25 protein-coding genes and 2 tRNA genes are annotated in these 24,926 nt (G+C 59.9%); 18 read left to right on the forward strand and 9 right to left on the reverse strand.

Translation table 11 applies throughout. The features are described from left to right. Positions 1-3 precede the first annotated feature (3 nt). The 8 genes from phrB to OC605_RS03385 are packed head-to-tail and all read left to right on the forward strand — an operon-like array spanning position 4 to position 6,793. The gene (gene phrB, locus OC605_RS03350; RefSeq protein ID WP_262136307.1) at positions 4-1,449 is read left to right on the forward strand and encodes a deoxyribodipyrimidine photo-lyase; all 1,446 of its coding nucleotides are present in this window, start codon (positions 4-6) and stop codon (positions 1,447-1,449) included. Next, a complete protein-coding gene (locus OC605_RS03355; RefSeq protein ID WP_133338275.1) occupies positions 1,442-1,864 on the forward strand; it encodes a nuclear transport factor 2 family protein in 423 nt (140 codons plus the stop codon). The genes phrB and OC605_RS03355 overlap by 8 nt, the downstream gene beginning before the upstream one ends. Further along, positions 1,861-2,643: an SDR family NAD(P)-dependent oxidoreductase gene (locus OC605_RS03360; RefSeq protein ID WP_016773219.1), complete on the forward strand. Its 783-nt coding sequence runs from the start codon at positions 1,861-1,863 to the stop codon at positions 2,641-2,643. The genes OC605_RS03355 and OC605_RS03360 overlap by 4 nt, the downstream gene beginning before the upstream one ends. Further along, complete coding sequence (locus tag OC605_RS03365; RefSeq protein ID WP_262136308.1) at positions 2,640-3,887, forward strand: NAD(P)/FAD-dependent oxidoreductase; 1,248 nt, start codon at positions 2,640-2,642, stop codon at positions 3,885-3,887. The genes OC605_RS03360 and OC605_RS03365 overlap by 4 nt, the downstream gene beginning before the upstream one ends. Beyond that, the gene (locus OC605_RS03370; protein WP_207809686.1) at positions 3,884-4,699 is read left to right on the forward strand and encodes a DUF1365 domain-containing protein; all 816 of its coding nucleotides are present in this window, start codon (positions 3,884-3,886) and stop codon (positions 4,697-4,699) included. Before OC605_RS03365 ends, OC605_RS03370 begins: the two co-directional genes overlap by 4 nt. Beyond that, positions 4,686-5,951 carry an SAM-dependent methyltransferase gene (locus tag OC605_RS03375; RefSeq protein ID WP_016773216.1) on the forward strand — a complete coding sequence of 422 codons (1,266 nt, stop codon included), beginning with the start codon at positions 4,686-4,688 and terminating at the stop codon, positions 5,949-5,951. The genes OC605_RS03370 and OC605_RS03375 overlap by 14 nt, the downstream gene beginning before the upstream one ends. Continuing rightward, on the forward strand, positions 5,944-6,435 hold the full coding sequence (locus OC605_RS03380) for a DUF2878 domain-containing protein (protein WP_262136309.1): 492 nt from the start codon (positions 5,944-5,946) through the stop codon (positions 6,433-6,435). The genes OC605_RS03375 and OC605_RS03380 overlap by 8 nt, the downstream gene beginning before the upstream one ends. Positions 6,436-6,487: 52 nt before the next feature. After that, positions 6,488-6,793: a YkgJ family cysteine cluster protein gene (locus OC605_RS03385; protein WP_024014290.1), complete on the forward strand. Its 306-nt coding sequence runs from the start codon at positions 6,488-6,490 to the stop codon at positions 6,791-6,793. A gap of 135 nt (positions 6,794-6,928) precedes the next feature. Here the strand turns inward: OC605_RS03385 and OC605_RS03390 are convergent, their stop codons facing one another. From OC605_RS03390 to hemA, 6 genes are all read right to left on the reverse strand, one after another. Continuing rightward, positions 6,929-7,447 (reverse strand): acyloxyacyl hydrolase, encoded by a 519-nt coding sequence (locus OC605_RS03390; protein WP_122507863.1) that lies wholly within the window; start codon positions 7,445-7,447, stop codon positions 6,929-6,931. A gap of 111 nt (positions 7,448-7,558) precedes the next feature. Beyond that, positions 7,559-8,350 (reverse strand): glutamate racemase, encoded by a 792-nt coding sequence (gene murI, locus OC605_RS03395; protein WP_262136310.1) that lies wholly within the window; start codon positions 8,348-8,350, stop codon positions 7,559-7,561. Then, entirely contained in the window at positions 8,343-9,098 is a 756-nt protein-coding gene (locus OC605_RS03400) for a molybdopterin-synthase adenylyltransferase MoeB (RefSeq protein ID WP_262136311.1), read from the reverse strand. Before OC605_RS03400 ends, murI begins: the two co-directional genes overlap by 8 nt. Then, positions 9,092-9,922, reverse strand: coding sequence for a peptide chain release factor N(5)-glutamine methyltransferase (gene prmC, locus OC605_RS03405; RefSeq protein WP_262136312.1), 831 nt, complete (start codon positions 9,920-9,922; stop codon positions 9,092-9,094). The genes OC605_RS03400 and prmC overlap by 7 nt, the downstream gene beginning before the upstream one ends. Beyond that, positions 9,923-11,005, reverse strand: coding sequence for a peptide chain release factor 1 (gene prfA, locus OC605_RS03410; RefSeq protein WP_016773210.1), 1,083 nt, complete (start codon positions 11,003-11,005; stop codon positions 9,923-9,925). Beyond that, complete coding sequence (gene hemA / locus OC605_RS03415) at positions 11,002-12,288, reverse strand: glutamyl-tRNA reductase (protein ID WP_016773209.1); 1,287 nt, start codon at positions 12,286-12,288, stop codon at positions 11,002-11,004. The genes prfA and hemA overlap by 4 nt, the downstream gene beginning before the upstream one ends. Positions 12,289-12,470: 182 nt before the next feature. Between hemA and OC605_RS03420 the strand changes: the two genes are divergently transcribed. The 8 genes from OC605_RS03420 (at position 12,471) to ychF (ending at position 19,393) form a co-directional block, all read left to right on the forward strand. Beyond that, entirely contained in the window at positions 12,471-14,195 is a 1,725-nt protein-coding gene (locus OC605_RS03420; RefSeq protein WP_262136313.1) for a tetratricopeptide repeat protein, read from the forward strand. 3 nt (positions 14,196-14,198) lie between these two features. Further along, complete coding sequence (lolB, locus tag OC605_RS03425) at positions 14,199-14,816, forward strand: lipoprotein insertase outer membrane protein LolB (protein ID WP_016773207.1); 618 nt, start codon at positions 14,199-14,201, stop codon at positions 14,814-14,816. Between the two features lie 3 nt (positions 14,817-14,819). Then, entirely contained in the window at positions 14,820-15,671 is an 852-nt protein-coding gene (gene ispE, locus OC605_RS03430) for a 4-(cytidine 5'-diphospho)-2-C-methyl-D-erythritol kinase (protein WP_133338255.1), read from the forward strand. Between the two features lie 37 nt (positions 15,672-15,708). Next, positions 15,709-15,783, forward strand: a tRNA-Gln gene (locus OC605_RS03435). A 45-nt stretch (positions 15,784-15,828) separates the two neighbouring features. Continuing rightward, the gene (locus OC605_RS03440) at positions 15,829-16,770 is read left to right on the forward strand and encodes a ribose-phosphate pyrophosphokinase (protein WP_003171603.1); all 942 of its coding nucleotides are present in this window, start codon (positions 15,829-15,831) and stop codon (positions 16,768-16,770) included. Positions 16,771-16,911: 141 nt separating this feature from the next. Next, the gene (locus tag OC605_RS03445) at positions 16,912-17,514 is read left to right on the forward strand and encodes a 50S ribosomal protein L25/general stress protein Ctc (protein WP_110602994.1); all 603 of its coding nucleotides are present in this window, start codon (positions 16,912-16,914) and stop codon (positions 17,512-17,514) included. Between the two features lie 171 nt (positions 17,515-17,685). Next, entirely contained in the window at positions 17,686-18,270 is a 585-nt protein-coding gene (pth, locus tag OC605_RS03450) for an aminoacyl-tRNA hydrolase (protein WP_016773203.1), read from the forward strand. 22 nt (positions 18,271-18,292) lie between these two features. Continuing rightward, complete coding sequence (ychF, locus tag OC605_RS03455; protein ID WP_016773202.1) at positions 18,293-19,393, forward strand: redox-regulated ATPase YchF; 1,101 nt, start codon at positions 18,293-18,295, stop codon at positions 19,391-19,393. Between the two features lie 182 nt (positions 19,394-19,575). Here ychF and OC605_RS03460 read toward each other — a convergent pair whose 3' ends face one another. Then, positions 19,576-20,793 carry an MFS transporter gene (locus OC605_RS03460; protein ID WP_217865237.1) on the reverse strand — a complete coding sequence of 406 codons (1,218 nt, stop codon included), beginning with the start codon at positions 20,791-20,793 and terminating at the stop codon, positions 19,576-19,578. Positions 20,794-21,124: 331 nt separating this feature from the next. On the opposite strand from OC605_RS03460, the gene OC605_RS03465 reads away from it, so the two are divergent. Together OC605_RS03465 and OC605_RS03470 are read left to right on the forward strand one after the other, a co-directional pair. Further along, entirely contained in the window at positions 21,125-23,182 is a 2,058-nt protein-coding gene (locus OC605_RS03465; protein WP_262136314.1) for a methyl-accepting chemotaxis protein, read from the forward strand. Between the two features lie 115 nt (positions 23,183-23,297). Then, positions 23,298-23,374: transfer RNA gene (locus OC605_RS03470), tRNA-Met, on the forward strand. A gap of 363 nt (positions 23,375-23,737) precedes the next feature. On the opposite strand, the gene OC605_RS03475 is transcribed toward OC605_RS03470, so the two are convergent. Beyond that, positions 23,738-23,962 (reverse strand): type I toxin-antitoxin system SymE family toxin, encoded by a 225-nt coding sequence (locus tag OC605_RS03475; RefSeq protein ID WP_262136315.1) that lies wholly within the window; start codon positions 23,960-23,962, stop codon positions 23,738-23,740. Positions 23,963-24,041: 79 nt separating this feature from the next. Continuing rightward, positions 24,042-24,434 (reverse strand): helix-turn-helix domain-containing protein, encoded by a 393-nt coding sequence (locus OC605_RS03480; protein WP_262136316.1) that lies wholly within the window; start codon positions 24,432-24,434, stop codon positions 24,042-24,044. Between the last annotated feature and the right edge of the window lie 492 nt (positions 24,435-24,926).

A 24,926-nucleotide genomic window follows, 5' to 3' on the forward strand; every position in this document is an offset into this window, starting at 1 on the left:
CACATGCAACTGATCTGGCTGCGCAGCGACCTGCGCCAACATGACAACACCGCCCTCGCGGCCGCCGCAGCGCGCGGCCCGACTGTGGCAGTGTATCTGTTGAGTCCGCAGCAATGGCTGGAGCACGACGATGCGCCGTGCAAAGTGGATTTCTGGCTACGCAATTTGCGCGAACTGAGCCAGAGCCTCGGCGCGCTGAACATCCCGTTGTTGATTCGCAGCGCACCGCACTGGGATCAGGCACCGGCAGAACTGCTCAAGCTGTGCCGGCAATTGAAGGTCGAGGCGGTGCACGTCAACGAGGAATACGGCGTTCACGAAAGCCGCCGCGATGAAGCCGTGGCCGAAACGTTGCGAGCCGAGGGCATTGAGTTCCACAGTTACCTGGATCAGTTGCTGTTCAAACCCGGCACAGTGCTGACCAAGACCGGCACCTACTTCCAGGTGTTCAGTCAGTTCCGCAAGGTCTGCTACGAACGCCTGCACCGCTCGATGCCGGCATTGATCAAAGCACCAGGCAAACAGGCCGCGCTGAATATCGAAAGTGATGCGATCCCCGAGGCGGTCAAAGGCTTCGCCACACCGAGCGAATCCCTGCGCGCCCTGTGGCCGGCCGGCGAGCAAGAGGCGCGGCGCCGCCTCGACACCTTCACCGATGCGCAGATCGACTACTACCGCAGCGAACGCGACTTCCCGGCCAAACCCGGCACCAGCCAATTGTCGGCCTACCTCGCCGCCGGGGTGATCTCGCCACGCCAGTGCCTGCACGCTGCACTGCAAAGCAATCAGGGCGAGTTCGAAAGCGGCAAGGTCGGCGCGGTGACCTGGATCAACGAGCTGCTGTGGCGCGAGTTCTACAAACACATTCTGGTCGGCTATCCACGCGTCTCGCGGCATCGCGCCTTCCGCCCGGAAACCGAGGCGCTGGCCTGGCGCGATGCGCCGGAAGAACTCAAGGCCTGGCAGGAGGCACGCACCGGTCTGCCGATCATCGACGCGGCGATGCGTCAATTGCTGGAAACCGGCTGGATGCACAATCGCCTGCGCATGGTCGTGGCGATGTTCCTGACCAAAAACCTGCTGATCGACTGGCGCGAGGGCGAACGCTTTTTCATGCGCCACCTGATCGACGGCGATCTGGCGGCCAACAACGGTGGCTGGCAATGGAGCTCGTCGACCGGCACCGACTCGGCGCCGTACTTCCGTATCTTCAATCCGTTGAGCCAGTCGGAAAAATTCGATGCCGAAGGCGTGTTCATCAAGCACTGGTTGCCGGAACTGGCCGGGCTCAACAAGAAGGAAGTGCACAATCCGGCGGCAGCCGGAGGGCTGTTCGGCGTGGCCGATTATCCGGCGCCGATCGTTAACCTCAGCACTTCACGCGAGCGTGCGCTGACGGCGTTCAAGAACCTGCCGTCGCGCCAGCCTGTGGGCGGCAGCGATGAGTGAATTCCTGCGCAGCTTCGCCCGCGAGTTTTCCGGGTTGAACAAAGACAACCTGCATCGCCTCGGCGAGCTGTACAGCGACGACATTCATTTCACCGATCCGCTGCACGAAGTTCAGGGCCTGGCACAACTGCAGGATTACTTCAGCGAGCTGTACGCCAACGTCAGCGATCTGCGTTTCGATTTTCATGGTTTCGACCAGATCCGCGAAGGTGAGGGTTACCTGCGCTGGGTCATGAGTTATCGCCATCCGCGTCTGGCCAAGGGCCGGGAAATCAGGGTCGGTGGCTGCTCGCACCTGCTCTGGCGCGACAAGGTTTATCGCCATCGGGATTATTTCGATGCCGGGGCGCTGCTGTATGAACACTTGCCAATATTGGGCCGGGCGATTGCCTGGCTGAAAAGGAGAATGGGATGAGTCGTACACCTCCACGGCGTTATTGGTTGACCGGCGCCAGCAGTGGCATCGGCGCAGCATTGTGTGAGGACATTCTGAAAAGCGGCGCGCACCTGGCGGTCAGCTCGCGCTCGGCCGCGCCGCTTAAGGTTTTGTCCCAGCGTTACCCGGGCCAGGTGCTGGTGGTGCCCGGCGATCTGACCAACAGTCAGACCGTGCGCGAAATCGGTGAGCAGATCGCCGAGGCCTGGGGTTCGCTGGACAGCGTGATTCTCAACGCCGGCACCTGTGAATATGTCGACGCGCGCCAGTTCGATTCGTCGATCATCGAGCATGTGGTGCGCACCAATCTGCTCGCCAGCAGCTATTGCATCGAGGCCGCCCTGCCGCTGTTGCGCAAAGGCACCGCGCCGCATCTGGTCGGCATGGCCAGCTCGGTGACTTACCTGCCGCTGCCTCGCGCCGAAGCCTATGGCGCATCGAAGGCCGGGCTGCGTTACCTGTTCGAATCGCTGCGCATCGATCTGGCGGATGAAGGCATTGAAGTCACCATCATCAGCCCGGGTTTTGTCGAAACGCCGCTGACCGAAAGGAACGATTTCCCGATGCCGCTGAGCTGGCCTGCGGATAAAGCGGCGCGGCACATCTTCGCCAAACTCAAGGACCGTCCGCTGGAAATTGCCTTCCCGGGGCTGTTCATGGCCGCGCTGTGGCCACTGTCCAAGCTGCCCGCTCGCGCGCAATTGGCGATCGGCAAACGCATGGTGCGCAAGAACCCTCCGCAGCGGGACCCGATATGAAAATCGCCGTAATTGGCAGCGGTATCGCCGGGCTCACCTGCGCCTACCTGCTGAACCGCCGCCACGACATCACCGTGTTCGAAGCGAGTGACTGGGTCGGCGGCCATACCCACACCGTACCGGTCAGCGTGGCCGGGCAATCGTTCGCCATCGATACCGGTTTTATCGTGTTCAACGACTGGACTTACCCGAACTTCATTCGCTTGCTCAACCAGCTCGGCGTGGCGTTCAAGCCGACCGAAATGAGCTTTTCGGTAACCGACCCGGACACTGGCGTGGAGTACAACGGCAACAATCTCAACAGCCTGTTCGCCCAGCGCAGCAATTTGTTGTCGCCGGGGTTCTGGGGCATGCTGCGCGACATTCTGCGCTTCAACAAAGAAGCCCAGCGCGACCTGATCGAACTGCGTATCGCCGCCGACACCACCCTCGACGATTACCTCAAGGCCGGCGGCTACGGCGAGCGTTTCATCCTGCATTACATCGTGCCGATGGGCGCGGCGATCTGGTCGATGCCGATGGCGGAAATGCTCAATTTCCCGCTGCAATTCTTCCTGCGCTTCTTCAAGAATCATGGTCTGCTGTCGGTCAGCGATCGTCCGCAATGGCAAGTCATTGAAGGCGGTTCCAGTGCCTATGTGGCGCCGCTGGCCGCTTCGTTCAGTGACAGGATTCGTCTGAACTGCCCAGTCAAGCGCGTCGAGCGCAACCAGCACGGCGTGGTTATCCACAGCCCGGCCGGCCTCGAACATTTCGACAAAGTGGTGTTCGCCTGTCACAGCGATCAGGCGCTGAACCTGCTGGCCAACCCGAGCGACGCCGAGCGCTCGATTCTCGGCGCCCTGCTCTACGCCGACAACGATGTCGTGCTGCACACCGACACGCGCCTGCTGCCGACGCGCAAACTGGCCTGGGCCAGCTGGAATTATCGCCTCGGCGGCGCCGGCCACACGCGCGCGGCGGTCACCTACAACATGAACATCCTGCAGGGCATCGAAAGCGACACCACGTTCTGCGTCAGCCTCAACCAGACTGCCGGCATCAGCCCGGATAAAGTGCTGGCCCGCTATACCTACGCCCACCCGCAATACACCCTCGCCGCAGCGGCCGCGCAAAACCGTTGGGGCGAACTCGATGGCGAGCAGCACACACATTATTGCGGCGCCTACTGGGCCAACGGCTTTCATGAAGATGGCGTGGTCAGCGGGCTGCGCGTAGCCGCCGCGTTCGGTGAAACCCTGTGAACAGCGCTCTGTACAACGGCGTTATCGGCCACCGACGTTTTTCGCCGCGCCGCCACGAATTCCGCTACCGCATCGGTTTGCTCTACCTCGACCTGAGCGAACAGGACGCCGTGCTGGCCCTGTCGCCACTGGCCGGGCGCAGCCGCTTTGCGCCGTTCTCGTTTCGCGAAACCGATTACCTCAAAGCCTTCACCGGCAAGGGCATGCGCCTGATCGACGCCGTGCGCCAACAGGTCGGCGCGGCCATCGGTCATGAGCCACAAGGCGCGGTGTGCCTGCTGACCCAGCCGCGCAGTTGGGGGTTGTCGTTCAATCCGGTGAGTTTCTTCTATTGCCATGAAGCCGACGGGCAACTGGCGGCGATTGTTTGTGAAGTGACCAACACTCCGTGGCGCGAGCGTTATCACTATGTGCTGCCGGCGCAGGTGCCGACCAGCCTGGTGGATTTCCATCAGCATTTCGCTGTGGCCAAGGCGTTTCACGTCTCGCCGTTTCTGCCCCGCGACCTCGAATACCGCATGAGCTTCAGCCCCGCTGCGCAAAGCCTTGGCGTGCACATGGCCGATTGGCAGGGCAACGAGAAACTGTTCGACGCCACGCTCAATCTGCGCCGTGAACCGCTCGATCGTCGCAGCCTGCATCGCTACCTGCGGCGCTTTCCGTGGATGACCGCAAAAACCGCTCTGGCGATTTATTGGCAAGCACTGCGACTGCTGCTCAAGCGCGCGCCGATCTTCCCTCACCAGGCTGCCGACGGCAGCTTTAAAACCGCCACTGTGCCTCCGAAGGAGCCGCACCATGAAATCCTCTAGCCTGCCGCTCGGTCGCTTCAGCACCAACGGTTTGACCGGCTCGCTGCTGCGCCGTGGCGTGTTGCGCCAATTGGCCCAGCTCAAACACGGACAATTGATGGTCGTCGAGGATGGCGAACAAATGCTTTTCGGCACCCCGGGCAGTGCTCTGCTCGGCGAAGTCCATGTACTCGACCCGGCCCTGTGGGGCATGGTCGCCAGTAGCGGCTCGATCGGCGCCGGCGAAGCATTCATCCACGGCTATTGGAGTTCGCCGGACCTGACTGCTGTGGTGCGCGTGTTCGTCAGCAATCTCGATGTACTCGATGCGATGGAAGGTGGCCTGGCGCGTCTGGGCCGGCCCTTCGTGCAAGGGCTGCACTGGCTCAATCGCAACACGCGAAAGGGTTCGCAGAAAAACATCGCCGCGCACTACGACCTCGGCAATGAACTGTTCGAACAGTTTCTCGACCCGACCATGATGTATTCCGCCGCCCAGTTCCTTTCGCCGAGCGACACCCTGGAACAGGCGCAACTGAACAAACTTGAACGCATCTGCCAGAAACTCGCGCTCAAGCCCAGCGACCACCTGCTGGAAATCGGCACCGGTTGGGGCAGCATGGCCCTGTACGCAGCGCAGCATTACGGTTGCCGCGTGACCACTACGACGCTGTCGAAAGAGCAGTTCGCGTTCACCGCCAAGCGCATCGAACAACTCGGCTTGCAGGATCGCGTCACCCTGCTGCTCAAGGACTACCGCGACCTCAGCGGCGAGTACGACAAACTGGTATCGATCGAGATGATCGAAGCGGTCGGCCATCGGTTCCTGCCCACCTACTTCAAGCAATGCGCGCAGTTGCTCAAGAGCAACGGCCTGATGCTGCTCCAGGCGATCACCATTCGCGAGCAACGCTACGAACAGGCCAAGCGCAGCGTCGACTTTATCCAGCGCTACATCTTCCCCGGCGGCGCACTGCCCTCGGTGCACAAGATGCTCGATGTGGTCAGCCGCGAAACCGACATGAACCTGCTGCACATGGAAGATTTTGGCCTGCATTACGCCAAGACCCTGCGCCTGTGGCACGAGAACTTTCGCCTCGCCCATGGTCGCCTGAGCGAACTGGGCTACGACGATTATTTCCTGCGTTTGTGGGAGTTTTATCTGTGCTATTGCGAGGGCGGATTCCTCGAACGCACCATCGGCACCGCGCAATTGCTGCTGGCCAAACCGGCGGCGATGACCGCTCCCCTGCTCGGGCGCTTCGATGCGTGAGCGAATCGCCAATGCCGTGCTGTTTCAGCTCGGCTGGCTGGCCTGCGTGCTCGGCGGCAACAGTTTGTGGCTGCTGCTGGCGGTGGCGGCTCTGGTGATTCATCTGCGCTGGATCAGCAGTTGGGCGGCAGAAGGTCGTTTGATTCTGTGCGTGGTGATTGTCGGCACGGCGGTGGACAGCGTCTTGCGTTACCTCGACGTGTTCCGCTTTGCAGACGCCTCACCGCTGATTCCGCTGTGGCTGATGCTGCTCTGGGCGCTGCTCGCCACCACGTTGCGCCACTGCCTGGCCTGGAGCGCGCGGCCATGGTGGCTGGCCAGCGCACTTGGCGCGTTGGGCGGCGCATTGTCGTACTACGGTGGCGGACGGCTGGCCGGCGTGCAATTTCCCTATGGCGATATCCCCACGCTGATCTTGATCGGGCTGCTCTGGGCCGTGCTGTTTCCGTTGTTGCACTTGATGGCGCGACGTCTGGCGCCGTGAGCGTCCGTCAGCGCTTTCACACCCACAGCGATCACTGCCTTACACTGCCACGATGAAAACCATCCCCCACACCCAAATTGCCGAACCGGCGGTCACCTGCTCGACCTGTGCGGCGTGCTGCTGCCAGCTCGAAGTGATGCTGATCACCGACACCGGCGTGCCTGATCGCTTTATCGATACCGATGAATGGGGCGGTGAAGTGATGCTGCGTCTGGACGACGGCTGGTGCGCGGCGCTGGATCGCGACAGCATGATGTGCACGATCTATGAACGACGCCCGCTGATTTGCCGCGAGTTTGAAATGGGCGCGCCGGAGTGCATCGAAGAGCGCCGGGGTATTGCGACAGCCTACCGCTGATTTCTTTGACAACGCAGAAACAACTGTGGGAGCGAGCCTGCTCGCGAAGGCGGTGTGTCAGCCACCATTTGAATTGACTGACACTCGGCTTTCGCGAGCAGGCTCGCTCCCACGTTGGTTCCGCGTAGCGGCGTGTTACAGCGGCATTGTGTAATGCAGCGCGTAGCTTTCTACACCATCGTTGTCGCTGGACAGGCCGGCGTTGGAGTAGTGCGTGGCGCGGATGCCGACTTCGTGACCGCCGTTGAAGCGCAGGCCGACACCGATGCGGTCTTCGAACTGGAAGGAACCGCCCAGCTTGTTGCTCTCATATTCGGTGTTGGAGAAGAACGCCGCGCCGATACCCGCTTCAACGTACGGTTTGACCGACTGACCGGCAAACTCGTAAACGAATACAGGCGAGAACGACAGGCTGTTGTTGCTGGAAGTCTTGTCACCTTCCCAATACGTGTAGGCACCGCTCCAGTAGCCGGTCAGGCGACCCACGTCGCTCTGCAGCCAGCTCTTGTCCCAGTCGAAATTCATGCCTAAGCGATACGTCATTGTCGAATCGCTGGTACCGCCGACGGCGAATTCAACGCCAGCGGCTTGTGCAGAAATGCTTTGCCCCATCAGTGCGGCCGCAATCGCGGCCAAGCAGAATAGTCGCTTCACTTTGAAACTTCCTTTTCCGGAACGATCGTTTGGTTTTTAGTTGCTGCTGTCGCTATAGAAATCCGCGCTTGGTCAGAAGTTCAGCGTTTTTTAAGTTATTTCACATTTTTTTTACAAGTCGAAGTTTTGCACATTCGACGCAGTTTGGCCCAGCAACGGTAGGATTTTTCTGAGGGATTGCGGATCGCCGCTGGTCCAGAACTTCACAGGCTGGCTCGGACGTTGCGCCAGCAGATCACGCTCGGCGAGCAAGCGCTGCAACTGCCGGGCCACGGCAGCTCCGGTATCGATCAGGCTGACATCGTCGGCGATCATCGACCTGAGTAACGGCTTGAGGAAGGGATAGTGGGTGCAGCCAAGAATGATTGTGTCGCAGTTTTGCGCCAGCAATGGAGCGACGTAACCTTGCAATAAAGTGCGTAATTCGGCGCTGTGCAGATCACCCGTTTCGATCAGTTCGACCAGTCCCGGACAGGGCTGGGTGATGACTTTTATGTCAGCCGCGAAACGATCGAGCAACGCGGCAAACTTTGCGCTCTGCAACGTGCCGGTCGTGGCCAGAACGCCAACCACGCCGCTTCGCGTGGCCGCAGCGGCCGGTTTGACCGCCGGTTCCATGCCGACAATCGGCCAGTCCGGGAAATCACGACGCAGGTCGGCAACACCGGCCACCGTCGCGGTATTGCACGCCAGCACCAAAGCCTTGGCACCCTGCTCGCGAAAAAATCCTGCCATCGCACTGCAACGCTGGCGGATGAATTCCGGGGTTTTCTCGCCGTAAGGAATGTGCCCGCAATCGCCGACGTAAAGCAGCGATTCGTTGGGCAGCAAGCGTTGAATTTCGCCGAGGACCGACAAGCCGCCGACCCCGGAATCGAACACGCCGATCGGCGCTTCACGCATGGCGGGCGCCACAGACGCTGCAACCCGGATCACGCTTGACCCGTAATTCACGGAAGCGCGAGCCCAAGGCGTCGATCAACAACAGTCGCCCCACCAAGGGTTCGCCAAAGCCGAGCAGTACTTTCAACGCTTCCAGCGCCTGCAAGCTGCCGACCAGACCGACCAATGGCCCGACCACGCCGGCCTCGCTGCAGGTCAGTTCGGCTTCGCTGCCGTGTCCGTACAGGCAGTGGTAGCAAGGGCTTTCGGCACGCCGTGGATCGAACACCGACAACTGCCCTTCCAGACGAATCGCCGCTCCACTGACCAAGGGCTTGCACGCGGCAACACAAGCGGCGTTAACCGCCTCGCGCGTGGAAAAGTTGTCCGAACAATCGAGCACCAGATCCACCGCCGCCACCGCTGCGGCGAGGGAATCCTCGTCCAGCGCCTGACGATGGGCGACCAGTTGAATCTCGGGATTGATCGCGCCCAGGCGCTTGAGCGCCGAGTCGACCTTGGACATGCCGACACTGTCGGTGTCGTGAATGATCTGCCGTTGCAGGTTGGTCAGATCGACCGTGTCGAAATCCGCCAGATGCAACTCGCCGACGCCGGCTGCCGCCAGATACAACGCCACCGGCGCGCCGAGACCGCCAAGGCCGACGATCAGCACGCAGCTGGCCTTGAGCTTCAACTGCCCGTCGATATCGATGTGTTGCAGCAGAATCTGCCGGCTGTAGCGCAGCAATTCCTGATCATTCAGCACGGCAGGCGCCCCAGACTGATGCGTTGATGGCCGCCCAGATCGGTGCGGCTGTGGACTTCTTCAAAGCCACGAGTGAGCAGCAGATCACGCACGGCTTCGGCCTGATCATAGCCGTGTTCGAGCATCAGCCAGCCGCCGGCTTCAAGATGATCCGGCGCCTGCGCAACGATCAGGCGCAGATCGTCGAGGCCATCTTCACCGGCGACCAGCGCACTGGCCGGTTCGAACCGTACATCGCCTTCGACCAGATGCGGATCGGGGGCGGCAATGTACGGCGGGTTGCTGATGATCAGATGGAAGCGCTGGCCTTCAAGGGCGCTGAACCAATGGCTGCTCAGCACCGTAGCGTTGGTCAGGTGCAGACGCTGGCGGTTGCGCTCGGCCAGGGCCACGGCTTCGAGCACGCGATCCACAGCGGTGACCTTCCACGCCGGGCGCTCGCTGGCCAAGGCCAAAGCAATCGCGCCACTGCCGGTGCCCAGATCAAGGACCTTGGCCAGGGTTGCCGGCAGCAGCTCAAGGGCTGCCTCCACCAGCAATTCGGTGTCCGGGCGCGGAATCAGCGTGTGCGGCGCGACTTCCAGATCGAGTTTCCAGAAGCCCTGCTGGCCGAGAATGTAGGCCACCGGTTCACCGCTACGCCGCCGTTGCAGATATTCGGCAAAGGTCAGCGCAGCCTCGCTCGGCACGATGCGCTCGGGCCAGGTGTGCAGGAAGCTGCGCGACTTGCCCAGTGCGGCGGCCAGGAGCAATTCAGCGTCGAGACGAGCCGTCGGCGAGTCCGGCAGCTCGGCGGCGCGCAACAGGCTGGCGATGATGGTCATTTATTCACCTATCGCTGCGAGTTGGTCAGCCTGATATTCGGCCAGCAAGGGCTCGATCACGGCTTCGACGCCACCGGCGAGAATTTCATCCAGGGAATACAGGGTCAGGTTGACGCGATGGTCGGTGACCCGGCCCTGGGCGTAGTTGTAGGTGCGGATACGCTCGGAACGATCGCCGGAGCCCACCAGCAACTTGCGCTCACTGGCAATCGCGTTGGCTGCCGCTGCGTTTTGCTGATCGTTGAGCTTGGCCGACAGCCACGCCATCGCCCGGGCACGGTTCTTGTGCTGGGAGCGTTCTTCCTGACACTCGACGACGGTGCCGGTCGGGATGTGGGTGATGCGGATCGCCGAGTCGGTGGTGTTGACGTGCTGACCACCAGCGCCGGAGGAACGGTAAGTATCGACACGCAAATCCGCCGGGTTGATCTCGATGGCTTCGCGCTCGTCCGGCTCGGGCAATACCGCCACGGTGCAGGCCGACGTGTGGATCCGGCCTTGCGATTCGGTGGCGGGGACACGCTGGACGCGGTGTGCGCCGGACTCGAATTTCAACTTGCCGTAAACGTTGTCGCCTTCAATGCGCGCGATGACTTCTTTATAGCCGCCGTGTTCACCTTCGTTTTCCGAGAGGATCTCGACGCGCCAGCCACGCCGCTCGGCATAACGCGAGTACATGCGGAACAGGTCGCCGGAGAAGATCGCCGCCTCGTCGCCACCGGTGCCGGCGCGAATTTCGAGGAAGACGTTGCGCCCGTCATTCGGATCTTTAGGCAGCAGCATGCGCTGCAGATCGGATTCCAGCGTGACCAGCAACTCCTTGGCTTCGCGAACTTCTTCCACGGCCATTTCGCGCATGTCCGGGTCGTTGTCCTTGAGCAGCGCCTGCGCGCCTTCAAGATCGCTTTGTACGCCGAGCAGCTTTTTATAGGCGGCCACTACCGGCTCGAGTTCGGCGTACTCCTTGGAATAGGCGCGGAACTTGGCCTGATCGGCAATGACTTCACCGTCGCCGAGCAGCGCGGTCAGTTCCTCGAAACGGTCCTGGAGAATGTCCAGCTTGTTGAGCAGTGACGCTTTCATTGCGGTTTTTTATCCGAAAAACTATCCGGTGAGCCCTCAAGGGCAAAGAGTTCCTGGGCCATGGCCAGCGCATCGAGGCGGCCTTCGGCAGACAGCTTTTTCAACTGCACGCTGGGCGCATGCAAGAGTTTGTTGGTCAGGCCACGGGCCAGTTGCCCGAGCACGTCTTCGGCGTTGCCGCCGTTGGCCAGCAGACGCAGGGCCTTCTGCAATTCCTCGTCTCGCAGGCGTTCGCTCTGTTGACGATAGGCCTTGAGCACATCGACCGCCGCCAGTTCGCGCAGGCGCACCATGAAATCGTCGGCGCCGACCGAAACCATTTCCTCCGCCGCTTGCGCAGCGCCCTGACGGCTCTTGAGGTTCTCGGCGACCACTTCGTGGAGATCGTCGACGCTGTACAGGTAAACGTCGTCGAGCTCGCCGACTTCCGGCTCGATATCGCGCGGTACCGCAATGTCGACCATGAAGATCGGCTTGTGCTTGCGCAGCTTCAGCGCACTTTCCACCGCACCCTTGCCGAGGATTGGCAACTGGCTGGCGGTCGAACTGATGACGATATCGCTGCGCACCAGCTCCGCCGGAATGTCCGAGAGCAGTACCGCGTGGGCGCCGAACTGCTCGGCCAACTGACTGGCGCGCTCCAGCGTGCGGTTGGCAACGACGATGCGCTTGACTCCCAGCTCATGCAAATGGCGCGCGACCAGCGTAATCGTCTCGCCGGCACCGATCAGCAGCGCCTGACTACGTTGCAGATCACTGAAAATCTGTTTCGCCAGGCTCACCGCAGCAAACGCCACCGACACCGGGTTCTCGCCGATCGCAGTATCGGTACGCACCTGCTTGGCGGCATTGAACGTCGCCTGAAACAGCCGCCCCAGCAGCGGACCGATGGTGCCGGCCTCGCGGGCCACGGCGTAGGCCGATTTCATCTGGCCGAGAATCTGTGGTTCGCCCAGCACCAGCGAGTCAAGCCCGGAGGCGACGCGCATCATGTGACGAACAGCCGCATCGTCTTCATGCACATAGGCACTGGCGCGCAGTTCGTCGAGGCTCAGATGGTGATAATCGGCCAGCCAGCGCAGCACGACATCGGCCGACAGCTGATCCTGTTCTATATAAAGCTCACTGCGATTGCAGGTGGAGAGGATCGCGGCTTCGCGGCTGTCGGTCAGTCGGCAGAGCTGCTGCAAGGCCTCCACCAGCTGCTCAGGGGTAAAGGCCACGCGCTCGCGGACGTCTACTGAAGCAGTCTTGTGGTTAATACCGAGTGCAAGGAAGGCCATTCAAGGTCGCTGGTGGTGACGTGAAGCCGGCAATTGTCCTACTTCGAAAGATTCAGAACAACTACCGCTGACTATTGTCCCAATCGTCAGCCCCTATAATGGCCACAATTGAGTCTCGGTTATGTTTGGCCGAAGGCTTGTGTCATGATGATCCGACCGCAGGTTAGTCGTCCTCTTCCTATATGAATAGATCTTCCGCGTTGCTCCTCGCTTTTGTCTTCCTCAGCGGCTGCCAGGCCATGGCGCCCGTTGCGCCGGACGGTACCCCGCCGGTCGAAGACACCACGCCCGCACCTGAAAAGCCCAAGGTTTACGGCTCATTCAGCGAGGAAACCGTGTTCAGTCTGCTGAGCGCCGAACTCGCTGGCCAGCGCAATCGTTTCGACATTGCCCTGGACAACTATGTGACCCAGGCCATCAACACTCAGGATCCGGGCGTTTCCGAGCGTGCGTTCCGCATCGCCGAATATCTGGGCGCCGATCAACCGGCCCTCGACACCGCGCTGATCTGGGCGCGCAACGCGCCGGATGATCTCGAAGCGCAACGCGCCGCCGCCGTGCAACTGGCTCGCGCCGGGCGCTACGACGACTCCATGGTCTACATGGAGAAAGTCCTGCAGGGCAAGGGCGACACCCATTTCGACTTCCTCGCACTGTCGGCCGCCGACACCGATCAGGAAACCCGCAACGGTCTGATGAAAAGCTTCGACCGTTTGCTTGAGCGCCATCCGAACAACAATCAGCTGATTTTCGGCAAGGCCCTGCTGTTGCAGCAGGACGGCGACAATCAAGGCGCGCTGACTCTGCTCGAAGACAACCCGCCGGAAGACGGCGAAATAGCACCGATCCTGTTGCGCGCGCGCCTGCTTCAATTGCTCAACCGTGGCGACGAAGCGCTGCCGCTGTTGCAGAAAAGCATCAGGAAATACCCGGAAGACAAGCGCCTGCGCCTGACTTACGCGCGCATGCTGGTCGAACAGGACCGCATGGACGACGCCAAGGCCGAATTCTCCACCCTCGTTCAGCAATACCCGGAAGACGATGAACTGCGTTATTCGCTGGCGCTGGTGTGCCTGGAAGCCAAGGCGTGGGATGAGGCCAAGGGTTATCTGGAAGACCTGATCGCTCGCGAAAGCCATGTCGATTCGGCGCATCTGAACCTCGGCCGGATTGCCGAAGAGCGCAACGACCCGCAAGGCGCGCTCATCGAGTATGCCCAGGTCGGCCCGGGCAATGACTATCTGCCGGCACAGCTGCGTCAGGCCGATATCCTGATGAGCAACGGCAAAACCGCCGAAGCGCAGAGCAAACTGGCCGCCGAGCGTGACGAGCAACCGGATTACGCGATTCAGCTGTATCTGATCGAGTCGGAAAGCCTGTCGGCCAACAAACAGGACGACAAGGCCTGGAAAGTTCTGCAACAAGCGCTGCAGAAGTATCCGGACGATCTCAATCTGCTTTACACCCGCGCCATGCTCGCGGAGAAACGCAATGATCTGGCGCAAATGGAGAAAGACCTGCGCCTGATCATCAAGCGCGATCCGGACAATGCCATGGCGCTGAATGCGCTGGGCTACACCCTGTCCGATCGCACTACCCGCTACGCTGAAGCGAAAACGCTGATCGAGCAGGCGCACCAGATCAATCCGGAAGACCCGGCGGTTCTCGACAGCCTCGGCTGGGTGAATTATCGCCTGGGCAATCTGGACGACGCGGAGAAATACCTGCGCCTGGCGCTCGAGCGCTTCCCTGACCACGAAGTCGCCGCGCACCTTGGCGAAGTCCTCTGGGCCAAGGGCAATCAACGCGAAGCCAAACAAGTGTGGGGCAAGTTCCTCAAGGATCAGCCCGACAGCACCATTCTGCGCAGCACCATCAAGCGCCTGACCGGATCCGAGAATCTTTAAACCATGCTTTTGCGCCACGTTATTGTTTTCAGCTTCATCGCCCTGCTCGCCGGTTGCTCGGGTTTCGGCACTCGCGAATCGGTCGAGGGCCACGGCAGCCCGGCCCAATGGGCGGCAAACAAACAGCAATTGACCGGCCTTGATGGCTGGCAGATCGACGGCAAGATCGGCATCCGCGCGCCGAAGGATTCCGGCAGCGGCACGCTGTTCTGGCTGCAGCGTCAGGACTACTACGACATTCGCCTGTCCGGCCCGCTGGGTCGTGGCGCGGCGCGCCTGACCGGGCGTCCGGGCAAGGTGTCGCTGGAAGTCGCCAACCAGGGCCGCTACGAATCGCAGTCACCCGAAGCTCTGCTCGAAGAACAGCTGGGCTGGAAATTGCCGGTGTCGAATCTGGCCTGGTGGGTTCGTGGCCTGCCCGCGCCGGAAAGCAAAAGTCGCTTGAATCTGGACGCCGACAGTCGTCTGGCCAGCCTTGAGCAGGACGGCTGGAAAGTCGAATACACCGCCTACACCGAACAGAATGGTTATTGGCTGCCCGAGCGCATCAAGCTGCACGGCACCGACCTCGACGTGACGCTGGTGATCAAAACCTGGCAACCGCGCAAGTTGGGGCAATGACGCATGACCGCTGCACGCCTGACCCTGCCCTCGCCGGCCAAACTCAACTTGATGCTGCACATTCTCGGTCGCCGTGAAGACGGTTATCACGAATTGCAGACGCTGTTTCAATTCCTCGATTACGGCGATGAAATCACTTTCGCCGTACGCGATGACGGCGTGATCCAGCTGCACACCGAGTTCGCCGGTGTGCCCCACGACAGCAACCTGATCGTGCGCGCGGCGAAGATGTTGCAGCAACAGTCTGGCTGCTCGCTCGGCATCGACATCTGGATCGACAAAGTCCTGCCCATGGGCGGCGGCATTGGTGGCGGCAGTTCGAATGCGGCGACAACGTTGCTCGGGCTCAACCATTTGTGGCAACTGGGCTGGGATGAAGATCGCCTCGCCGCACTGGGCTTGTCACTGGGCGCCGACGTACCGGTGTTCGTCCGTGGCCATGCGGCGTTTGCCGAGGGCGTCGGCGAGAAACTGACCCCGGTCGACCCCGAAGAACCGTGGTATCTGGTGCTCGTGCCGCAAGTCGCTGTTAGTACGGCAGAAATTTTTTCCGATCCTTTGTTGACACGTAACACACCGCCCATTAAAGTGCGCCCCGTTCCCGAGGGAAACAGTCGAAATGACTGCTTGCCGGTGGTAGCAAGGCGTTATCCAGAGGTACGTAACGCATTGGATTTGTTAGGTAAATTTACCGAAGCAAAGCTCACCGGAACTGGAAGTTGTGTGTTTGGGGGCTTCCCAAGCAAAGCTGAAGCTGATAAAGTCTCGGCCCTTCTGACAGAGACCCTTACAGGGTTTGTAGCGAAAGGAAGCAACGTTTCGATGTTGCATCGCAAGCTGCAAAGTCTGCTCTAAAGGAATCAAGTGCCCGGCACTTGAAAGCAACAGATACAGGGGCGTCGCCAAGCGGTAAGGCAGCAGGTTTTGATCCTGCCATGCGTTGGTTCGAATCCAGCCGCCCCTGCCATTTTCTCTACTCATCCAGGTTACCCTCAGCCTCTAGGTACTGCGCGTGTCCAAGATGATGGTCTTTACGGGGAATGCCAACCCCGATCTGGCTCGGCGTGTCGTACGTCAGCTGCATATCCCTCTCGGTGACATCTCTGTCGGCAAGTTTTCCGACGGCGAAATCACAGCCGAGATCAATGAAAACGTTCGCGGTAAAGACGTCTTCATTATTCAGCCGACCTGCGCTCCGACCAACGATAACCTGATGGAACTGGTAGTGATGGCTGACGCCTTCCGCCGCTCCTCGGCTACTCGTATCACTGCTGTTATTCCTTATTTTGGTTATGCCCGTCAGGATCGCCGTCCGCGTTCCGCACGTGTGGCTATCAGCGCGAAAGTAGTTGCTGACATGCTTACCGTAGTCGGCATCGACCGTGTTCTCACGGTTGATCTGCATGCTGACCAGATTCAGGGCTTCTTCGATATTCCGGTAGATAACATCTACGGCTCCCCGGTTCTGGTGGATGACATCGAAGATCAGCGCTTCGAAAACCTGATGATCGTGTCCCCGGACATTGGTGGCGTCGTGCGTGCACGGGCTGTTGCCAAGTCGCTGGGCGTCGATCTCGGGATCATCGACAAACGCCGTGAGAAAGCCAATCACTCTGAAGTGATGCATATCATCGGTGATGTCGAAGGGCGTACCTGTATTCTCGTCGATGACATGGTCGATACCGCCGGCACTCTGTGCCACGCGGCCAAGGCCCTGAAAGAGCATGGCGCAGCCAAGGTCTTTGCCTATTGCACACACCCTGTGCTGTCGGGCCGGGCCATCGAGAATATCGAAAATTCCGTGCTGGACGAGCTGGTGGTGACCAACACCATCCCGCTGTCCGCTGCAGCACAAGCCTGTGCACGTATCCGTCAACTGGATATCGCACCGGTTGTTGCCGAAGCGGTTCGCCGCATCAGCAATGAAGAATCGATCAGCGCGATGTTCCGTTAAGGGCCCTGTCCTTCGCGAAATGTCTCGTTGACGAAAAGCGCCCCGCCCCGGCATTCCTGTCGGGGCGGGGCTTTTTTGCCCATACCGTGTTCGGCGCTGGTCGCAAACGCCACTCGGTCATGGCTATTTTGGAGATACAAAATGAACGATTTTACTCTGAATGCTGAAGTGCGTTCCGACCTGGGGAAAGGTGCGAGCCGCCGCCTGCGTCGTCTCGCAAGCCTGGTTCCAGCTGTAGTTTACGGTGGCGACAAAGCCCCTGAATCCATCAGCATGCTGGCCAAAGAAGTTGCCAAACTGCTCGAAAACGAAGCGGCTTACAGCCACATCATCGAACTGAACGTTGGTGGCACCAAGCAGAACGTAATCATCAAGGCTCTGCAGCGTCACCCGGCCAAAGGCCACGTGATGCACGCTGACTTCGTACGCGTTGTAGCTGGCCAGAAACTGACCGCTATCGTGCCTGTACACTTTGTTGGCGAAGAAGCTCCAGTGAAGAAAGGCGGCGAAGTTTCGCACGTTGTTGCTGAAATCGAAGTGACCTGCCTGCCAAAAGATCTGCCTGAGTTCATCGAAGTCGACCTGTCGAAAGCAGAAATCGGCACCATCATCCACCTGTCGGACCTCAAAGCTCCTAAAGGTGTTGAGTTCGTTGCTCTGGCACACGGCGATGACAAGGCTGTTGCCAACGTCCACGCTCCACGTGTTGCTGCAGAACCTACCGAAGAAGGCGCAGCAGAGTAATTCACTCTGTCATGCCGGAGTGAGCAAGTAACATCGCGGACTGGAACGTAGCGAGAAAGCGGGCGAGAACGCGGAGTTTACATCCATGGTAAATGAGCATTTTTCGTCCACTTTCGCCGCTTTCCCCGATCGCGGCAATGTTATCCACCACTCCAAGGAAGGGCCCCTATCGTGACTGCCATCAAACTGATCGTTGGCCTGGGAAATCCAGGCGCTGAATACGAACAGACCCGGCATAACGCAGGGGCCCTTTTTGTTGAGCGCATCGCCCACGCACAGAATGTGAATCTTGTGGCCGATCGCAAATATTTCGGCCTGACCGGGCGCTACTCGCATCAGGGTCAGGATGTTCGTCTGCTGATTCCCACCACCTACATGAACCGCAGCGGCCAGGCCGTGGCGGCACTCGCCGGTTTCTTCCGCATCAAGCCTGAAGAAATCCTCGTGGCGCATGACGAACTCGACTTGCCTCCGGGCGTTGCCAAGCTCAAGCAGGGCGGCGGCCATGGCGGTCACAACGGGTTGCGCGACATCATTGCGCAACTGGGCAATCAGAATACGTTCTACCGCCTGCGGCTTGGCATCGGCCACCCGGGCGTTGCCAGTATGGTTTCAAATTTCGTCCTGGGTCGTGCGCCACGCGCCGAACAGGAAAAACTCGATGCCAGCATCGACTTTGCCCTCGGCGTGCTGCCGGATATCCTCGCCGGGGAATGGAACCGCGCGATGAAAAACCTGCACAGCCAGAAGGCCTGACTTTTACCCGAGGGGAAACACCATGGGATTCAATTGCGGCATCGTCGGCCTGCCTAACGTCGGCAAGTCCACCCTGTTCAACGCCCTGACCAAATCCGGTATCGCGGCCGAGAACTTCCCCTTCTGCACCATCGAGCCGAACAGCGGCATCGTGCCGATGCCGGATCCGCGTCTGGAAGCGCTGGCGGCCATCGTCAATCCCAAGCGCATCCTGCCGACCACCATGGAATTCGTCGACATCGCGGGCCTCGTCGCTGGCGCCTCGAAAGGTGAAGGTCTGGGCAACAAGTTCCTGGCCAACATCCGTGAAACCGACGCTATCGCTCACGTGGTGCGCTGCTTCGAAGACGACAACGTGATTCACGTTTCCAACAGTGTCGACCCGAAACGCGACATCGAAATCATCGACCTGGAACTGATCTTCGCCGACCTCGACAGCTGCGAGAAACAACTGCAGAAAGTCGCGCGCAACGCCAAGGGCGGTGACAAGGACGCCGTGGTTCAGAAGGCTCTGCTCGAGCAACTGATCGCGCACTTCACCGAAGCCAAGCCGGCACGCAGCCTGATGAAAAACATGAGCGCGGATGAGAAAGCCGTGATCAAGGGCTTCCACCTGCTGACCACCAAGCCGGTCATGTACATCGCCAACGTGGCGGAAGACGGCTTCGAGAACAACCCGCACCTGGACGTGGTCAAGGCCATTGCCGAAGAAGAAGGCGCCATGGTCGTTCCGGTGTGCAACAAGATCGAAGCGGAAATCGCCGAGCTCGACGACGGCGAAGAGAAGGACATGTTCCTCGAGGCTCTGGGCCTGGAAGAGCCTGGCCTGAATCGCGTGATCCGCGCCGGCTACGAAATGCTCCACTTGCAGACCTACTTCACCGCCGGTGTCGAAGAAGTCCGCGCCTGGACCGTCAAGGTCGGTGCCACCGCCCCACAGGCCGCCGGCGTGATCCACACCGACTTCGAAAAAGGCTTCATCCGTGCCGAAGTCATCGCCTACAACGACTTCATCCAGTACAAGGGCGAAGCCGGCGCCAAAGAAGCCGGCAAGTGGCGCCTGGAAGGCAAGGATTACATCGTCAAGGACGGCGACGTGATGCACTTCCGCTTCAACGTCTAAGCAACAGCCGGGCAACAAAAAGCCGCGTTTGATACGCGGCTTTTTTGTGCCTGAAATTCAGTGACTGAGTACATTTCCCTGTGGGAGCGAGCCTGCTCGCGAATGTGGCGTGTAAGCTAAGCATTCGTCAACTGACCCATCCATTCGCGAGCAGGCTCGCTCCCACAGTTCGATTCGTCTGTTCAGGCCTTTCTGGTACGCGGTAAAAAGATCGCCAACACACCAAACAACGGCAAGAACGAGCACAGGAAATACACGTACTCAATCCCGTGCACATCCGCCAGATGCCCGAGCAGCGCTGCGCCAATCCCGCCGAAACCAAACATCAGACCGAAAAAAATCCCGGCAATCATCCCGACATTGCCTGGCACCAGTTCCTGCGCGTACACCACGATCGCCGAGAATGCCGACGCCAGAATGAAGCCGATCACCACGCTGAGAATGCTGGTCCAGAACAGATCGACATGCGGCAGGATCAAGGTGAATGGCGCCACCCCCAGGATGGAAAACCAGATCACTGCCTTGCGCCCGATCTTGTCGCCAATCGGTCCACCGAAGAACGTCCCCGCCGCCACTGCGCCCAGGAAAAGGAACAAGTGCAGCTGCGAGCTGGCAACCGACAGGTCGAACTTCTCGATCAGAAAGAAGGTGAAGTAGCTGGTGAAACTGGCCATGTAGAAATACTTGGAGAACACCAGCAGCCCCAGGACCACCAAGGCACTGGTCACCCTGCCCTTCGATAAGCCGTGCGTCGCGGCTTGGCCGGCCTTGAGCTTGAACAAGTTGAGGTGATTGGCGTACCAGCGGCTGATGCGGTACAGCACGAACAGCGCAAAAACCGCGAACAGGCCAAACCACGCCACATTGCCTTGGCCGAAGGGAATGATGATCGCTGCCGCCAGCAACGGGCCGAAGGCGGAGCCGGCATTGCCGCCGACCTGAAAGGTCGATTGCGCCAGACCAAACCGGCCGCCCGAGGCCAGTCGCGCAACACGCGAGGCTTCCGGGTGAAAGGTCGACGAGCCGATACCAATCAGCGCCGCCGCCAGCAGAATCAATGGGAAGCTGCCGACCACTGACATCATCAGAATGCCGATCAACGTACACACCGTGCCCGCCGGCAACAGCCACGGTTTCGGATGCCGGTCAGTGTGATAACCGACCCACGGCTGCAACAGCGACGCGGTCAACTGGAAGGTCAAGGTGATCAGGCCGACCTGGGTGAAAGTCAGGCCATAGTTGGCCTTGAGCATCGGGTAGATCGACGGCAGCACCGACTGGATCAGGTCATTGATCAGATGCGCCAGCGCCACCGCGCCGATGATGCGCATCACCAAGGGGCTGCTTTGCGGAGCAGCGGTCGCCGAGGCAGCGGCGGTCTGAACGTTGCTGATAGCCATGGAAAATTCCGGACAGCAGATGGGTGCCCGCAGGCAGGTGCGTCAATGTGCCATTTTTCGGTGCGCTCGCGCTATCCCCTTAGGCAGCTAACTAACTGACTGGTCGTCGACTGTAAGGTGATAGCGCAACGCCATGGTCTGAATCTTGCCTTGCTACAGCCCTTGAACACGATCGCCTTACAAAGGCGCTCGACAATGGGAAGTTTCGCTACAGAGCCGGCCTACAGAGCGGGCATGGTGAACTTTCGAGGCCTTTTAGAGGGCACGGGTCGTGAGCCAACAGCTTGCGATGCACGCCAATGGTGCGTGGTGTCCAGAGGAGTCATGAGGCATGCAGGCTTTCCTTTCACCGGGGATCAAATTGCTGGGGCGGTTTGGCTTCGCAGGTAAATTCCAATTATTGTTTCTGCTGTTCATTCTGCCGCTGGCCGGCAGCCTGTTGATGATCGGCCATGACTATCGCGAGAAGCTCAATCTGATTTCCGGCGAACGTGCCGGGGTACGTCAATTGCTCGCGCTGGATGCGCTGGACAACCTGCTCGCCGCGCAACGCGACCGCGCCGCCCGCTGGCGCGCTACGGAAACCAACCGGCAACCGACGCCGGCCACCCTCGCTGCAATGGGCGCGTTCGACGCGGTGCAACCGGCCGTGCAGCAAGCCACTACAGATTTGGGCAACGCGCTGAAAAACGAAGGCGCCGAGGGTGAAACTCTCAACCGTTATCAGGCGCTGCAAACAGCACTGAATGGTCTGGATACGAAAAGCCTCAGCAGTGTCGGCTGGTGGCCGGACGGTTATGACCGCTTCACCAATGCCCTGGGCGCCCTGCAAGCCTTGCGCGAGCAGATCGTCATGGACAATCGCCTGACCCTCGCGCCGTGGCTGGAAACCTACCTGCTGACGCAGATTTCCACGCAACACGCACCGGACCTGATCGAGCGGGTCGGCCGTCTCGCCGCGGTCGGCCAGGCTTCGGTGGTCTCCGGGCAGTTCACCCTGCAGAGCCGCTTGCAGTTGCGCGACCTGCGCAGTCGCATCGGCGACGCCCGCGAGCAACTGGTGAAAACCGCCGGCCTGCTGGAGGCGCGTTTGCCAGCCGAGCTGCAAGCCTGGGCCGGTCAGTATCACGACAGCCTGGAACACCTCGACAGCGGCCTGAAAGTCCTCGACGACGGTGTGTTTGGCGGCAGCATCAACCTCAAGCCAGAGGACTTCGAACGCAGCCTCGACGCGCTGCTCACCGACCTCGCTTCCCTGCGCCAGCAATCCCTGGTCGCGCTGGATCAGCGGCTCGATGCGTATTACAGCTCGGCGATCCGCCAGTTCATTGTTGTCGCCGCAATCTTCGGTTGCCTGCTGCTGGCCGCGTTGTACCTGTTCGTCTGCCTGCAAGCCTCGATCCGCCGCAGTGCCAGCGGCATCACCTTGCTCGCTGAGGCCTTGCGCGACGGCAACCTGAGCCTGCAAGTGCCGGTGGTGGGGCGCGATGAGCTGGCGGCGATCAGCACCGCGCTCAACGTCGCGGTGGTGCAATTGCGCAGCAGCATGCTTGGCGTCGACCACGAGACCTCGCAGTTGAGCAACGCGGTACGCAGCCTCAACCAACACTCCAGCGGCGCCCTGAGCGAAGTCGAGGCGCAGCAGTTGCAGATCAGCCAGATCGCCGCTGCCGCCACGCAATTGGCCGCCACCTCGCAAGGCGTCGCACAGAGTTGCGAACAGGCCTCCGGCAGCGCCCAGCAGACCCGGCGCATCGCCGCCGACAGCAGCCGCGACAGCCAACGCACCACGGCCAGCATTCAGCAGCTCAATCAGCGCCTGAACGACACCGCCGCCGCGCTCGGCCGGGTCAGCGAGCAAGGCCAGCAGATTCAACTGGTCGTGGACACCATTCGCGGCGTCGCCGAGCAGACCAACCTGCTCGCACTCAACGCCGCCATCGAAGCCGCCCGCGCCGGCGAACAGGGTCGCGGTTTTGCCGTGGTCGCCGACGAGGTGCGCAGCCTCTCGCAACGCACGCAATCGTCCACCGCGCAGATCGCCAGCACCGTCGACAGCCTGCGCGCCACGGTCAACGAAGCCGTGAACCTGATGGAGGCCGCCTGTGGTCAGGCGCAATCGGATGCCGAGGCGGTCACCGGACTCGGCGAACGCTTGGGAGAAATCGCCAGCGCCGTACAGAGCGTCACCGACACCCTGGCGCAAATCGCCACGGCGGTTGAAGAACAGGCCAGCACCGCCGACGAAGTCAGCGGCAATATCCAGCAGGTCGATCAAGCGGCGGTGCGTTTGCTTGAAGGCGCACGTGCGGTGAACCTCGCGGCCGACACCTTGAGCCAGGGCAGCGAAGCCCTGAGCGCCAATACCGCCAGATTCCAACTGCGCTGACGCCCTCCCCGGCCCCGATTTTCGGGGCCCGAGGATAAGCGGTTGAAAACAGGAAGAAATATTTTCGATTTACGCTTGACGCTTTGCCATTTCAGGGGAATAATGCGCGCCACTTGGCTACATAGCTCAGTTGGTTAGAGCATAGCATTCATAATGCTGGGGTCCGGGGTTCAAGTCCCTGTGTAGCCACCAAGTACTAAAAACGGCTTACCGAAAGGTAGGCCGTTTTTTTATGCCTGCAATAATTCCCCCTCCGGTTCCCTACCCACAGAAGGTCTATCTTCAGCCCTTTCGATTGATCAGTGGGCTCGCAGCCGCTCATCCGTCAGACTTTCTTACAGTTTGCAATTCGCCTTTTTTTCACATAAGCCAAATATCAAATTCAAAATAATGCCTTCCTCACAACCAGGCTTTTAGCCAGGTATTACGGGCCCCGCCCGCCATAAAACTCTAGATAATCAAGAGCGCTATATGAGAAAAAACGCCGCTATTCTTTGAGGGTTAGCGGCGTTTTTCCTACGCAAATGGCGTTGCGGCTTTACTTGGATGATTCATCTATTCGGCTGTAATGACCAGACACCCTTTCATCACGCGCACTTTGACGTTCTCGTTTACCTCGAATCCTGCCTGCCGTAACCACAGGCCGCGCAGTCTGATCCAGGGTACGGGTTTGGCGGGGCTGTAGGGCTTTTCCTTGGTGTGGACCGGGTAGAAATCTGCGGCGATTTTCAACCGGCGTTCAGTGATGGGAGTTGATGTCGTATGATTGGTTTTAGCCATAATTAGCTCCTGTTTAGCTGCTTGTGGTTAGCGGGACCTGGGTGTTCGTGCACCTTGGTTCCGCGTTCTTTGGGTTACTTCAAACTTCTTTTTCTTCGTTGCTTGTTTTGGTCGCTGCCTGTGCGATCAGCGCGTCAAGCATCTGCGCAATTACCTTCTGTTGGACCTTCGAAAGCTCATTGATGGACTGCAGCCGTCGATACCACGTCGAGGTCAAGCTGCGTCTGGGCGTCTCCGTGTACGAGGGAACCCCGAGCAGGTCTTCAACGGGAACGCGAAGCGCAAATGCCATCTTCACCAGTGTCGTGACCGGCATGCTGCGCGTGCCCTCCTCGTAACCCTGAAAGGTCTGCCGAGAAAGACCTAAAGCCCTTGCAAACCGCGTCTGTGTTATCTCGTGCACCTTACGTAAATGCGCAATGCGACTGCCCAACGCAACCAGAAAATCACGATCCTCATTGGAAATGCTCATGACAGCGGCCGACTGAAAATAAAATCGAATGGCAACGGACTCATCCTCTTCATCTGATATCCATCCTGGAAAAACTACAGAAACCATCCTCAGGCAACGCCGCGTAGGCTGTCGACCTGAATAATCTGTAAGAGAAATCCGGCGTAGTCAGCGATTCAAAGGAAAAGACTACAGGCGCGACCGACAATGGTTTTGCCCGAATCAGGCGCAAAACCGCTGGACTGAGATAGCCCTGTAGGAAGCAGGCTTTGCTCACGTAAGAACTGGATTTTTCATCACTTCAAGCACCCGCCGCTCTCTCCCTGAATTGCCCTTCGACCGACAAGCTCCCCTGGCTCGATTCAGCGCCATGCAGGGAGTTGGCATGCCTCAATACAAATACCTTCTCGATGATGACTGGTTATTAAATCCGTATAGCGGTGGCAGGGCCTGGTTTACTTTGCTTCCACCGAAAGCGCCGGAGCCGGTGTACATCGAGAAGGATGAGTGGCC

It is taken from the genome of Pseudomonas sp. Marseille-Q5117 (assembly GCF_946901175.1).
Lineage (GTDB): Bacteria > Pseudomonadota > Gammaproteobacteria > Pseudomonadales > Pseudomonadaceae > Aquipseudomonas > Aquipseudomonas iranensis.

What these genes read in the sequence shown, in the direction of transcription:
- OC605_RS03460 (WP_217865237.1), bottom strand. Translation starts at nt 20,793, where the DNA reads ATGGCTATCAGCAACGTTCAGACCGCCGCTGCCTCGGCGACCGCTGCT.
- hemA (WP_016773209.1), bottom strand. Translation starts at nt 12,288, where the DNA reads ATGGCCTTCCTTGCACTCGGTATTAACCACAAGACTGCTTCAGTAGAC.
- ychF (WP_016773202.1), top strand. Translation starts at nt 18,293, where the DNA reads ATGGGATTCAATTGCGGCATCGTCGGCCTGCCTAACGTCGGCAAGTCC.
- prfA (WP_016773210.1), bottom strand. Translation starts at nt 11,005, where the DNA reads ATGAAAGCGTCACTGCTCAACAAGCTGGACATTCTCCAGGACCGTTTC.
- OC605_RS03385 (WP_024014290.1), top strand. Translation starts at nt 6,488, where the DNA reads ATGAAAACCATCCCCCACACCCAAATTGCCGAACCGGCGGTCACCTGC.
- OC605_RS03365 (WP_262136308.1), top strand. Translation starts at nt 2,640, where the DNA reads ATGAAAATCGCCGTAATTGGCAGCGGTATCGCCGGGCTCACCTGCGCC.
- OC605_RS03465 (WP_262136314.1), top strand. Translation starts at nt 21,125, where the DNA reads ATGCAGGCTTTCCTTTCACCGGGGATCAAATTGCTGGGGCGGTTTGGC.
- murI (WP_262136310.1), bottom strand. Translation starts at nt 8,350, where the DNA reads ATGCGTGAAGCGCCGATCGGCGTGTTCGATTCCGGGGTCGGCGGCTTG.
- OC605_RS03480 (WP_262136316.1), bottom strand. Translation starts at nt 24,434, where the DNA reads ATGAGCATTTCCAATGAGGATCGTGATTTTCTGGTTGCGTTGGGCAGT.
- OC605_RS03355 (WP_133338275.1), top strand. Translation starts at nt 1,442, where the DNA reads ATGAGTGAATTCCTGCGCAGCTTCGCCCGCGAGTTTTCCGGGTTGAAC.
- OC605_RS03445 (WP_110602994.1), top strand. Translation starts at nt 16,912, where the DNA reads ATGAACGATTTTACTCTGAATGCTGAAGTGCGTTCCGACCTGGGGAAA.
- OC605_RS03375 (WP_016773216.1), top strand. Translation starts at nt 4,686, where the DNA reads ATGAAATCCTCTAGCCTGCCGCTCGGTCGCTTCAGCACCAACGGTTTG.
- OC605_RS03420 (WP_262136313.1), top strand. Translation starts at nt 12,471, where the DNA reads ATGAATAGATCTTCCGCGTTGCTCCTCGCTTTTGTCTTCCTCAGCGGC.
- ispE (WP_133338255.1), top strand. Translation starts at nt 14,820, where the DNA reads ATGACCGCTGCACGCCTGACCCTGCCCTCGCCGGCCAAACTCAACTTG.
- prmC (WP_262136312.1), bottom strand. Translation starts at nt 9,922, where the DNA reads ATGACCATCATCGCCAGCCTGTTGCGCGCCGCCGAGCTGCCGGACTCG.
- OC605_RS03380 (WP_262136309.1), top strand. Translation starts at nt 5,944, where the DNA reads ATGCGTGAGCGAATCGCCAATGCCGTGCTGTTTCAGCTCGGCTGGCTG.
- lolB (WP_016773207.1), top strand. Translation starts at nt 14,199, where the DNA reads ATGCTTTTGCGCCACGTTATTGTTTTCAGCTTCATCGCCCTGCTCGCC.
- OC605_RS03475 (WP_262136315.1), bottom strand. Translation starts at nt 23,962, where the DNA reads ATGGCTAAAACCAATCATACGACATCAACTCCCATCACTGAACGCCGG.
- OC605_RS03360 (WP_016773219.1), top strand. Translation starts at nt 1,861, where the DNA reads ATGAGTCGTACACCTCCACGGCGTTATTGGTTGACCGGCGCCAGCAGT.
- phrB (WP_262136307.1), top strand. Translation starts at nt 4, where the DNA reads ATGCAACTGATCTGGCTGCGCAGCGACCTGCGCCAACATGACAACACC.